We start from the raw sequence: 12,617 nt of genomic DNA, 5'->3' as shown, positions 1-12,617 counted from the left end.
TGTGATCCCTTAACACAGATTTCAGGGGGATGGGCCGCAAAACCCATCTCCCTGGTCATCAGTTGCTTGTTTGATTTAGTACATTACTCATCAAGGAAATCATCGTCATTATGTTCATAATCAGGATCCTTGCTGTGTATATACGCTTTTCTTACGTGAAGCAGAATTGTTATTACAAGAAAAAATATTGCGATCACCACAAGGATCACTATTACATCCTTTATGATCATGGATATTTTATCAGTGTTCCTGGCAATATTAATGATGTTTAATATCTCATTTTTTGCCTCCGTTGTGGCACTGCTTCCTGCTTCCGTTGTAACCTCCGTAGCTGTATCGGCAAGTACTTTAATAAAATCTGTCACTATGGCTTCCTCCACCCATCACAAAAAATTGATTATTTTTCGTGATTTTCTCTTTATTCCTTATCTTCATCAACAGAGCCGTTATCTTGTTCAGTCCAAGCATTGCCGGTATCTTCAACGTCATCAATAACTTCAATGGCTGTTGTTTCAACCTCATCCTCATCAACTATGTCGCTGGATGAAATTTCTGCCGGCTTGTCTCTTACCTTTGTAATAGCTGCAACAAACACCCCATTTTCATAATCAATGTTCATAAGTTTAACACCGGATGTTACTCTTCCAAGAGCTGACACATCACTGCTGTCAAATCTTATTATTATACCCTCATTGGTTATCAACATCATTTCATTTTCATCATTTACTATCTTGGCACCTACAAGATTTCCTGTCTTCTCAGTAATCTTGTAACACTTAAGACCCTTACCGCCACGATTCTGGGATGAGAATTCAGCAATATCTGTCTTCTTGCCCATACCATTTTTTGTAACAAAGAGAATATGGTCCCCATGACTTCCCATGATGAGTGATATTACCTTATCATCCTTTGAAAGGCTTATACCCTTCACACCCATAGTACTACGTCCGGTACTCCTTACATCTCTCTCATTAAATCTGATACACATTCCACCCTCAGTAATAAGGAACATATCATCCTTACCGTCAGTGATCTTAACCTCGATAAGGTCATCATCATCCTTAAGATCGATGGCGATAAGTCCTGATCTTTTCACATTTACATAATCAATGAGTGGTGTTTTCTTAATCATACCATTCTTGGTTGCCATGAACAGATATTTGTTCTCTTCATATCTCTTGAATGGAATGATGGCTGTTACCTTCTCACCAGGCAACATCTCAAGGAGATTTACGATAGCTACTCCTCTCGCAGTCCTGCTTGATTCAGGTATATCATAGCCCTTTAACCTGTACACCCTTCCCTTATTGGTGAAGAACATAATATAGTGGTGGGTAGTGGTCATGAATATATCTTCGATATAATCATCTTCGATAGTAGGCATACCCTTAATACCCTTACCACCTCTCTTCTGAGCCTTAAAGTTATCATCCTGCATTCTCTTAATGTATCCAAGATGAGTTCTTGCTACTACAATGTTTTCCTTCTCAATAAGCTCTTCATCCTTAATATCATCATCATCCTGACCAAGGGAGGTTCTTCTGTCATCACCGTACTTATCTGATATTGCCAGTAATTCTGTCTTGATAACACCGAGAAGCTTGTTCTTGTCTGCGAGTATTGCCTTTAACTCTGCAATCCTTGCAACTAACTCTCTGTGCTCGTTCTCAATCTTTTCTCTTTCCAGACCTGTAAGAGAACGAAGCTTCATATCTACGATTGCCTGAGCCTGTGCATCTGAAAGTCCAAATCTCTCCATGAGATTTATCTTGGCTTCATTTGCAGTTCTTGACGCTCTGATTATCTGTATTACTTCATCAATATTGTCAAGGGCAATAAGCAGACCCTGTAATATATGGTCTCTCTCTTCTGCCTTGTTAAGGTCGTACTGTGTTCTTCTGGTTACAACATCTTCCTGGTGCTTTATGTAATAGAAGAGCATTTCGTTGAGATTAAGTATCCTTGGCTGATTTTCAACCAGTGCAAGCATTATTACTCCAAATGTATCCTGGAGCTGGGTATGCTTGTAGAGCTGATTAAGAATAACATTGGCATTGGCATCCTTTCTAAGCTCAACAACAACTCTCATACCCTCTCTTGAGGACTCATCTCTTATATCTGTAATTCCTTCAATTCTCTTATCCTTTACAAGCTCAACCATCTTCTGGATAAGAAGTGCCTTGTTTACCATGTAAGGAAGCTCTGTAATAACAATTCTGCTCTTACCGTTTGGCATAACCTCAATATCGGTAACACCACGAACCTTTATCTTACCTCTTCCTGTTCTGTAAGCGTCGTTTATTCCCCTTCTGCCTAAGATCTGTGCTCCTGTAGGGAAATCAGGACCCTTTACTATCTCCATAAGCTCTTCTATGGTGGTCTCCCTGTTTTCCTCTATCTTGTTATCTATGACCTTTACCGCAGCACCGATTATCTCTCTTAAGTTATGTGGAGGGATATTGGTTGCCATACCAACTGCTATACCTGATGTACCATTTACAAGAAGATTAGGATACCTTGACGGAAGAACTGTAGGCTCCTTCTCTGTTTCATCAAAGTTAGGTACGAAATCAACTGTATTCTTGTTAATATCAGCTAACATTTCCATGGATATCTTTGAAAGTCTTGCCTCTGTATATCGCATGGCAGCCGCATGATCTCCATCCACTGAACCGAAGTTTCCGTGACCGTCAACCAGTGGATATCTTGTATTCCATTCCTGTGCAAGCTTTACGAGAGCTTCATAGATAGAACTGTCTCCGTGTGGATGATATTTACCCATTGTATCACCGACAATACGGGCACATTTACGATGTGGCTTGTCGGGTCCGTTATTCAACTCTATCATTGCATGGAGAATTCTTCTCTGTACAGGCTTTAATCCGTCTCTGACATCCGGCAGTGCTCTGGCTGCGATAACACTCATGGCATAATCTATATATGAGCGTTCCATTGTCTTTTTAAGACCAACCTCATCTACCTTATCAAAAATCTTATCGTCTTCCATTTTTTCATCCTTTCATCAAAAGAAAAATGTTCAAATATTAAATATCCAGATTCTTAACGTACTTCGCATTCTTCTCTATGAATTCTCTACGAGGCTCAACCTTGTCACCCATTAATACGTTAAATGTCATATCTATCTCTGACTCGTCGTCATCATCTATGGCAACCTTAAGAAGTATTCTTCTCTCAGGATCCATTGTTGTCTCCCAAAGCTGTTCAGGATCCATCTCACCAAGACCCTTGTATCGCTGAATCTTGTTGTTCTGATCTCTTCCTACCTCGTTAAGTATTCTGTTAAGCTCATCATCACTGTATGCATACCATATCTTCTTATTCTTCTCTAACTTATAGAGAGGAGGCTGTGCCAGATATACATGTCCCTTTCTTATAAGGTCAGGCATAAATCTGTAGAAGAAGGTAAGCAGAAGTGTTGCAATATGGGCTCCGTCTACATCGGCATCAGTCATAATGATTATCTTGTTATATCTGAGCTTGCTTATATCAAAGTTCTCATGTATACCTGTTCCAAATGCAGTTATCATGGCCTTAATTTCTTCATTTCCAAGTATTCTGTCTATTCTTGCCTTCTCCACATTAAGTATCTTACCTCTTAACGGAAGTATAGCCTGGGTTGCTCTTGATCTGGCAGTCTTTGCTGAACCACCAGCGGAATCACCCTCGACTATATATATCTCACAGTTCTTAGGATCCTTATCTGAACAGTCTGCAAGCTTTCCAGGAAGTGCCATATTGTCACCGAGATTAGCCTTTCTTGCCACATCTCTTGCTTTTCTTGCAGCTATTCTTGCTCTCTGGGCAAGTGTTGCCTTGTTTACGATTATCTTGGCTACATCAGGATTCTGTTCAAGGAAATAGGTTAACTGTTCGGTTACTATTCCTTCTACTGCAGGCCTTGCTTCTGAGTTACCCAGCTTCTGCTTGGTCTGTCCCTCAAACTGAGGATTACCGATCTTAACCGATATAACTGCTGTAAGACCCTCTCTCAGGTCATCTCCCGACAGATTGTCATCCTTGTCCTTAAGTATTCCGTTCTTTCTTGCATAATCGTTGAATACCTTGGTTATTGCAGCCTTAAAGCCTGTAAGATGTGTTCCACCCTCAGGTGTAACTATATTATTTACAAATGAATATGTTGATTCATTGTAAGAGTCATTATGCTGGAGAGCAACCTCTACCATTACATCATTCTTCATACCCTCACAGTAGATTACCTTCTCGTAAAGAGGAGTCTTATGTCTGTTAAGGTACTGGACAAATTCCTTTATACCTCCCTCGTAATGGAAACTTCTTACCTTTGCAGGCTCTTCTCTTAAGTCTGTAAGGGTAATTCTTAATCCCTTTGTAAGGAATGCTATCTCACGAAGTCTGTTTCTTAAGGTATCAAAATCATAAACTGTCTGTTCAAATATTGTATCATCAGGAAGGAATGTTACCTTTGTTCCGGATTTATCCGCAGGAGCCTCACCAATCTCCTTAAGCTTATACATTACCTTTCCTCTTTCGTAACGCTGCTTATATACTTTTCCATCTCTTGTTACTTCAACCTCAAGCCAGTTTGAAAGGGCATTAACCACTGACGCACCTACACCGTGCAATCCACCTGATACCTTGTATCCTCCGCCACCGAACTTTCCTCCGGCATGAAGTATAGTGAATACTACCTCAACAGCAGGTATACCTGTCTTCTTCTGTATACCTATAGGGATACCTCGACCATCATCAATAACAGTTATGGAGTTATCCTTGTTTATGAATACCTCAATATGAGTACAAAATCCAGCCAATGCCTCATCAACTGAATTATCTACTATTTCATACACAAGATGATGTAATCCTCTCTCGGACGTACTTCCTATGTACATACCAGGTCTTTTTCTTACCGCTTCCAGTCCCTCTAGGATCTGGATTTGGTCAGCATCATATTCTTCATAATTGTTACCCATTTTTGTCCTCCTTAATAATCAGCAAATGCTGATCACTCCTTAGAAACAGTACCATTCACTACTTTGTAAACACTGTTGATCGTCATCTGTTCTTTTATAAAATCGTCATAACCGGTACAGGTTATAATTGTCTGTATATCTTTTATCTCATCTATCAGCGAAGCCCTTCTCTTACTGTCAAGCTCACTCATTACATCATCAAGTAAAAGTATGGGATCGTCATTTATCATCTTCTTAACAAGTTTAATTTCAGCCATCTTTAATGAAAGTGCCACAGTCCTTTGCTGTCCCTGGGATCCGAATTTTCTTGCATCTATACCATTTATCAAGAATGAAATATCATCCCTGTGGGGTCCTGTCTGGGTACTTGTATAGTTTAAATCCACATTTTTCTTATCAACAAGAGTATCTTTGAATTTATCTGCTTCTACACTCTTTTCATATACTATCTCAAGCTTTTCTTTACCGGATGTAAGATTATAGTGTATGTCGTATATGATCTCATTCATCATCCGTACAAATCTTTCCCTTTCTTCTATGACCCTTGATCCATACAATACTAACTGGTCATCCCATACCTCAAGAGTATCCATGAGACTCTTATTGTAGGCAAGCTGTTTAAGAAGACTGTTTCTCTGATTTAATATCTTATGATATGAGGAAAGATTTTGGTAATAGAGCTTATTTAACTGGCACAGCTCCATATCAATAAATCTTCTTCTTTCAGAAGGTCCGTTTTTTATTATGGACAAGTCCTCCGGAGAGAAAAAAATCACATTTAATAAACCAAATAATTCAGTTGTTCTGTGTATTGAAACACCATCAACTGCTACTCCCTTATTTTTGCTTTTCTTGATATGCATATCTATTTCATGATCTACATCACATTTATTAATGCATACTCTTATATGTGACTCTTCCTGACCTATTCTTATTACTTCTCTGTCTTTGCTTCCTCTGTGGGACCTGGTAGTGGAAGACATATATATGGATTCCAGTATATTTGTCTTTCCCTGAGCATTGTCCCCATAAAGAATATTCGTATTTTTTTCAAAAGAAATATCCAGATTTTCATAATTTCTGAAATTATTTAACTTTAATGATTTTATGTACATAATGTCTATATTGATGAGATCACTACTTCTGGATACTTATCTTGTCTCCATCAAAGACAACCTCATCTCCGTCATATAGCTTTCTTCCCCTTCTTGTTTCAACTTCACCGTTTACAAGAACCAGTCCCTGAACTATATATTCCTTTGCTTCTACTCCTGAATCTACGAATCCCGCAGCCTTTAATGCCTGACCAAGCTTTATAAATTCATCTCTAAGTTTAATTATCTCCATCTTTTCTGCCTTTCAATCAGATCAATCTACACTATCATTTATTCCCATTGGAAGAATCAGGTACAGATAACTTTCCTGCTCATCCTTAATAAGACAAGGTGCCTTCTTGTTGTTCATGTAGATAGTTATCTCTTCATCATCAATTACTCTTAAAGCATCCATAAGGAATTTAGGATTAAATCCAATAATAAGATTTGCACCTTCCTTTTTTATCTCAACCTCTTCAGTGTTTGATCCTACAAGGGAATCTATCTTTAATCTGAGAAGATCATCCTCTATGGAAAGCTTGATAGGCTTCTTGTCTGATTCCTTTATCATGATGGAAGCTCTGTCTATGGAATTAAGAAGGTCTCTCTTATTTGCGGTTATTTTTATTTCATAATCAACTGAAAGCATGCTGTTTATTCTGAAATATTCACCCTCAATAAGTCTTGAAACAACCTTTGTATCGTTGAAACAGAATAATACATTATTCTCGTTAAAGTATATCTTTACTTCATCATCAATTCCGCCGTTTATTATCTTGCTTATATCAGAGAGAGACTTACCCGGTACAACAACCTTAACATCATTGTTTATTCCCTTAAGTCTTACCTTTCTTATGGAAATTCTGTGACCGTCAAGGGAAACTATGCTGAGAATATTATTATTTACCTCAATAAGCTCTCCTGTCATAAGCTTATTATTCTCGTTATCTGAAATTGAGAAGATAGTCTGGTTGATTATCTCTCTTAAAGTATACTGTGAAATTGTTACACACTTATTCTTTGCAACCTCAGGAAGGCTTGCGAAGTCATCTCCTGACTTACCTGAAAGAACGAACTTGGACTTCTCACATCTTAAGGTTGTCTTAAAATCTTCATTTACATCTATAAAAACTTCACTGTCAGGGAATTTCTTTATAATGTCTGAGAGAAGCTTGGCATCTAAGGCAACCTTTCCTTCCTCTGTAACGTTTCCCTTTATGTAACTTTCAATTCCTATCTCCATATCATTTGCAGTGAGCTTGATCTTGCCATTTGCTGCTTCAATCAGTATACATGAAAGAATAGGATGAGTAGTTTTGTTAGATACAGCTTTCATAACAATATTTATTCCCTGGAGAAAACTGTTCTTCATACATGAAATTTTCATAATGTTTATAACTCCTTTCAGGCACCGTGTGCATCTCATTTAATTAATAATATTATAGTAGTAATAGTAGTAGGGGTATTGTAAGTGTTGATAATTCCCGAACCCCTTGAAAATAAAGGAATTATCTGCCATGTATAAATGTTGTTAATCAATAGATTGATGTTTATTACCATGGGGGTTATAAACATTGTCAATTTTGAGGAAAAATCATTTAAAATGAGTTTTCAACAGGTTATACATACTAATCATCATTAATATAAACACCATATGTGGATAAATATTATGATGAAGGACTTATTTTTTTGGTTATTGCATCTATATCTGCTGCAAATTCTGAATCCTCGGAAAGCTTCTGCTCAACCTTCTTGATATTGCTCATGACAGTTGAGTGATCCTTTCCTCCAAAGAAGTTACCTATGGTCTTAAGACCGTTTACTGTGTACTTTCTGCACAGATACATGGCAACCTGTCTTGCATTGGAGATATCTTTTGTTCTTTTTGTTGACTTTATATCTTCAACTGATATTCCTGTGTGCTCTGAAACTACATTGATAATAAGTTCCGGAGTAATGGAAACTGTTCCTTCCTTTGATATGTGATCCTTAAGTATATCCTTTGCCTTTTCAAGGGATATATGAGTCTTTCCAAGCTCTGAGAATACACTTAACTTGTTAAGGGCACCCTCTAAGGCTCTTACATTGTATGTGATATTGTCAGCTATATATTCAAGTATATTCTCGTCTATATTATCCAGGTGATCCATCTCAACCTTGTTCTTAAGGATAGCCATTCTTGTTTCATAATCAGGAGCATGGATATCAATAGGAACACCCCATTCAAATCTTGAACGATATCTTTCATCAAGAGTCTTGATCTCTCTAGGAGGTTTATCTGATGAAAGTATGATCTGTTTTCCTTCATCATGAAGGGTATTGAAGGTATCAAAGAATTCCTGCTGGGTACTTTCCTTACCTATAAGGTACTGGATATCATCAATAAGAAGTACATCTACAGTTCTGTATTTATCTCTGAATTCCTGTGTTTTATTCTTTTTTATTGCCTCTACGATTTCATTTGTAAATGTATTTGAAGGAACATAGAGAACATTCATGCTTCGGTTATTTTCCATTATGTAATGGGCAATAGACTGCATAAGATGTGTCTTGCCAAGTCCTGCTCCTCCATATAAGAAAAGAGGATTAAACTTATCCTGTCCCGGAGAATCTGCAACAGCTATGCATGTTGCATAGGCATGTTTATTGCTTTCACCTACAATAAAGGTGTCAAATGTGTACTTTGGATTGAGGTTTCCCTTGTTTATTGAATAGTCCTGCTTAAGGGCAGGAGCTGCCTGGGATTTATCTGTATTAAAATCACTGGCAAGAGTTACTATCACTTCAACGGAACTATCGTTAAGTACTTCCCTTATTGCTGAAGCAAGGAGAATATCGTAAGATCTGTTTTTAATGAAATCTACACCTCTCTGTCCAAATTTCTCATCAACAACAAAATATACGGTTTTTCCTTCAACCTTATATATTGTTAAGGGTTTTATCCAAGTATTAATAAGTATGTGGGAGAGGTCATATCCCGATTCAAGGGTATTTAAAATCTCATCCCATTTTGACAAAATTTTCTCTTTCATAATGTAAAAATTGGTCCTTTCGTTGATAATTAGACATAGAAACAGATACTTATATTCTATAACAAACGGGTGCCGATTTCAAGTTTATTCATGTATTTGAACCAGTAATTGAAGAGTGGATAATGATCAATAAAAGTGGATCTTCTAATAATTTACAATGAAATGTATATTATATGGAAGAAAAAATTAAAGAAGAAATATAAAAAAACAGGTTTTGTAATATTTATGTAACATAATTTATGTTAAGTAATTAATATAATAAAAAAATATGTTTATAATGGAGCAAAAGGCTTAAAATGTTGATTTGATAAAAAAAATAAACACATTATCAATGAGTTATCCACAAGTTATAAACATTTTGTGGATAAATTTATGTAAATCAAAAGATGAAATTATGGTAATTTGAAACAAAATTGTCAATATTTTAAAAATAGCTTGACGATTACCGGGTATTTCAATATAATGGACAAGGTAATTTTTATGAGAAAGGAGGAGTATGGATATGAAGATGACATTCCAGCCAAAGAAGAGACAGAGATCTAAGGTTCACGGTTTCAGAAAGAGAATGAGCACTGCTAATGGCAGAAAGGTATTGGCCGCAAGAAGAGCTAAAGGAAGAAAGAAGTTATCAGCATAAGGTCACATGGTTGTGACCTTTTATTGTTGTTGTAATGATGTCTGTGACATCGTTACGCCGCAGCAACCCTTGCCGTAGGAAGCACCAAGTGTCGAAGACATATTTAGAATGGTGCTGACGAAATGCCGCCGAATGAATATGAGGGGGCGATACCAAACAGGCAATTACAAATGGTTGCTGATCCAGTTTTTCTAATTAAGTAAGATTCGGTGGTTATATGAGTAATTTTATTACGTTAAAAAACAGCAGAGAGTTTGGCAGTGTATATAATACAAAAAATTCGGTTGCCAACAAATATTTAATAATGTACCTGAGAGACAACTGCTTGGGATATAATAGAATTGGAATCTCTGTTAGTAAAAAAGTTGGAAATAGTGTGGTAAGACACAGGGTAACCAGATTAATTAGAGAAGCATACCGATTAAACATGGACAAGATTGACAAGGGCTATGACATTGTGTTCGTAGCCAGAGCCGGAGCATATGACAAGAAATACAGAGACATAGAAAGTGCTATGATTCATTTGCTTGGACTTAAAAGAATTGTAAAAAAGGAAAAATAAGTTCATATACGGTGATCAAAATGAAAAAATTGTTAATTGGTTTAATCAGATTTTATCAGAAGTACCTATCAGGATTAAAAAAACATGGTACTTGTAAGTATTTTCCTACATGCTCTCAATATGCTATAGAGGCATTGCAGAAGCATGGGGTGATTAAAGGAAGCCTTTTGGCAATCTGGAGAATACTCAGATGTAATCCTTTTTCTAAAGGAGGATACGATCCAGTTCCATAAAGGAGGACAAAATGTTTCTAACAGCGGAAGATGGTCTTATTCTCGGACCTATTTGCTGGTTATTCGGTAACATCTTTGAACTTATCTATAAGTTCGTTGAGTTGATAACCAAGGCAATGGGTTTCAACTATGTAAATCTTACAGTCTGCGTTATTCTGTTTACTTTCTTTATAAGAGCGTGTTTATTCCCTCTTAACTTTAAGCAGCAGAAATCATCAAAGATTATGAGTTTTATACAGCCTGAGATTAAGAAAGCAACTAAGAAATATAATGGCAAGACAGATCAGGAATCTCTCATGAAGAAAAATCAGGAGACACAGAAGATCCAGAAGAAATACGGTGTAAGTCTTACTTCAGGATGTCTTCCAACTCTTATTCAGCTTCCTGTATTCTACGGTCTGTACAGAGTCATTCAGAATATTCCTGTTTATGTATCAGATATGTTGATAAAATATCAGGAAGTTCTTGGGTATATTAAGACAGCAGCACCTGATAATTATTATGAGATGATTAATAAAATTGCCACAGACAATGTAGGTGCTGTTTCAACAGCTTCACAGTATGCTTCCATAATGATGAAGAATGCCGGAAATGGAATACCATCAGATAATAGTGTGATTGATGTTCTTGATAAGATGTCATCAACAGACTGGCATCAGGTGATGGATGCCTTTAACTTTGGATCAAATACCGATGCTGTAAACAGTGCTGTGCAACAGTTCAATAACATGAATAATTGTTTTGGATTGAATATTACAGATGCACCGGGATGGAAGCTTTCATTTGCACTTATCATCCCAATACTTGCAGCTTTATTCCAGTTTATAAGTTCTAAGTATTCAATGGCAGCAAATAATGCAGTAATGAACAATGCATCAGATCCTCAGACAGCACAGTCTGCAGGTATGATGAAGAGTATGACTTACATGATGCCTATCATGTCATTATTCTTCTGTATTAACCTTCCTATAGCTATTGGTATTTATTGGATTCTCGGTGCAATAATAACTCTTATCACCCAGATGATAATCAATCATCACTACAACAATTGTGATGTTGAGGAACTGCTTAAGAAGTGTGAAACAAAGGCTGCTCTTAAGGAAGCAAAGCGTAAGGCAAAACATCCTAACAAGAAATCTTTCTACGAGAAGATGATGGATGCACAGAATGGTAATGTAAGTGCTGAGGGAGACCAGGCACAGACCATTAACAGAAATGCAAGTACAAGATTAAAGAACTACGTCAACTCAGCGTCAAGTGCTGAAAATGAAGCACTTAATAACAGGGGTAATGTAAAGTATAAGCAGGGAAGTATAGGTTCAAAAGCAAATATCATGCTCCAGTATGGTGACAAAAAGAGCAATGATAATGGAGGAAAGAAATAATGGAATTCGTTGAGTTCAAAGCTAAGACCAAGGACGAGGCACTCACTAATGCATCACTTGAATTCGGCTGTCCTATTGAGTCAATAGAATATGAAGTAGTAAGTGAAGCAAGCAAGGGATTTATCGGTATCGGTGCTAAGCCTTGTATAATAAAGGCAAGAAAGAAGAAAACCTTCGTAGATGAGATCAAAGAATATATTGCAAGCATGCTTGATGCCATGGGCATTGAAGCTAAGATCAATATTGATTACGATGACATTGAAGGTGAGATGAACATTGACCTTGAAGGTTCAGATATGGGTATCCTTATCGGCAAGAGAGGTCAGACATTAGATGCTCTTCAGTATCTTATCAGACTTGCTGTAAATAAGAAGAGCGAGTCTTACATCAAGGTTAAGCTTGACACAGAGAACTACAGAGCAAGAAGAAAAGAAACACTTGAAAATCTTGCAAAGAACATTGCATTCAAGGTAAAGAGAACAAAGAGATCATTTGCCCTTGAGCCAATGAATCCTTACGAGAGAAGAATAATCCACTCAACATTACAGAATGATAAGTATGTAGCTACAAAGAGTGAAGGTGAAGAACCATATCGTAAGGTAATAGTATACTTAAAGAAGTATGACAGAAGATAATCAATAATATATTCTGTAAGAAAGTATATTAAGTCGATATAAAGATAAAATAAAGGAAAGCCTTTCATT

At 36.9% G+C, this 12,617-nt stretch carries 12 protein-coding genes; 5 read left to right on the top strand and 7 right to left on the bottom strand.

The features are described 5' to 3' along the window. Positions 1-83 precede the first annotated feature (83 nt). The 7 genes from DXB54_RS01480 to dnaA all read right to left on the bottom strand — a co-directional run bounded on the left by DXB54_RS01480 (position 84) and on the right by dnaA (position 9,081). Positions 84-365, bottom strand: a complete 282-nt coding sequence (locus DXB54_RS01480) for a hypothetical protein (RefSeq protein WP_021937856.1) — start codon at positions 363-365, stop codon at positions 84-86. 53 nt (positions 366-418) lie between these two features. Then, positions 419-3,007, bottom strand: a complete 2,589-nt coding sequence (gyrA, locus tag DXB54_RS01475; protein ID WP_118694032.1) for a DNA gyrase subunit A — start codon at positions 3,005-3,007, stop codon at positions 419-421. Between the two features lie 37 nt (positions 3,008-3,044). After that, the gene (gene gyrB / locus DXB54_RS01470) at positions 3,045-4,970 is read right to left on the bottom strand and encodes a DNA topoisomerase (ATP-hydrolyzing) subunit B (RefSeq protein WP_118694031.1); all 1,926 of its coding nucleotides are present in this window, start codon (positions 4,968-4,970) and stop codon (positions 3,045-3,047) included. A 32-nt stretch (positions 4,971-5,002) separates the two neighbouring features. After that, complete coding sequence (gene recF, locus DXB54_RS01465; protein WP_118694030.1) at positions 5,003-6,085, bottom strand: DNA replication/repair protein RecF; 1,083 nt, start codon at positions 6,083-6,085, stop codon at positions 5,003-5,005. Positions 6,086-6,107: 22 nt separating this feature from the next. Then, the gene (locus DXB54_RS01460; RefSeq protein WP_021937860.1) at positions 6,108-6,317 is read right to left on the bottom strand and encodes an RNA-binding S4 domain-containing protein; all 210 of its coding nucleotides are present in this window, start codon (positions 6,315-6,317) and stop codon (positions 6,108-6,110) included. Positions 6,318-6,338: 21 nt separating this feature from the next. Further along, entirely contained in the window at positions 6,339-7,451 is a 1,113-nt protein-coding gene (gene dnaN / locus DXB54_RS01455; protein ID WP_118694029.1) for a DNA polymerase III subunit beta, read from the bottom strand. A 280-nt stretch (positions 7,452-7,731) separates the two neighbouring features. Then, positions 7,732-9,081, bottom strand: coding sequence for a chromosomal replication initiator protein DnaA (dnaA, locus tag DXB54_RS01450; protein ID WP_330426330.1), 1,350 nt, complete (start codon positions 9,079-9,081; stop codon positions 7,732-7,734). Positions 9,082-9,598: 517 nt separating this feature from the next. Between dnaA and rpmH the strand changes: the two genes are divergently transcribed. The 5 genes from rpmH (at position 9,599) to jag (ending at position 12,548) form a co-directional block, all read left to right on the top strand. Then, on the top strand, positions 9,599-9,733 hold the full coding sequence (gene rpmH / locus DXB54_RS01445; RefSeq protein ID WP_004852723.1) for a 50S ribosomal protein L34: 135 nt from the start codon (positions 9,599-9,601) through the stop codon (positions 9,731-9,733). 217 nt (positions 9,734-9,950) lie between these two features. Next, entirely contained in the window at positions 9,951-10,295 is a 345-nt protein-coding gene (gene rnpA / locus DXB54_RS01440; RefSeq protein ID WP_021937863.1) for a ribonuclease P protein component, read from the top strand. A gap of 20 nt (positions 10,296-10,315) precedes the next feature. Then, positions 10,316-10,528 carry a membrane protein insertion efficiency factor YidD gene (gene yidD / locus DXB54_RS01435; protein WP_199708717.1) on the top strand — a complete coding sequence of 71 codons (213 nt, stop codon included), beginning with the start codon at positions 10,316-10,318 and terminating at the stop codon, positions 10,526-10,528. An 11-nt stretch (positions 10,529-10,539) separates the two neighbouring features. Further along, positions 10,540-11,913, top strand: coding sequence for a membrane protein insertase YidC (yidC, locus tag DXB54_RS01430; protein WP_021937864.1), 1,374 nt, complete (start codon positions 10,540-10,542; stop codon positions 11,911-11,913). Continuing rightward, positions 11,913-12,548 carry an RNA-binding cell elongation regulator Jag/EloR gene (jag, locus tag DXB54_RS01425; protein WP_021937865.1) on the top strand — a complete coding sequence of 212 codons (636 nt, stop codon included), beginning with the start codon at positions 11,913-11,915 and terminating at the stop codon, positions 12,546-12,548. Before yidC ends, jag begins: the two co-directional genes overlap by 1 nt. Positions 12,549-12,617 lie beyond the last annotated feature (69 nt).

The organism is Coprococcus sp. OM04-5BH (genome assembly GCF_003482105.1).
In the GTDB taxonomy this organism is placed as follows: Bacteria; Bacillota; Clostridia; order Lachnospirales; family Lachnospiraceae; genus Coprococcus.
The sequence above is the reverse complement of the archived record's forward strand: the minus strand, read 5'-3'. Positions and strand labels throughout refer to the sequence as shown.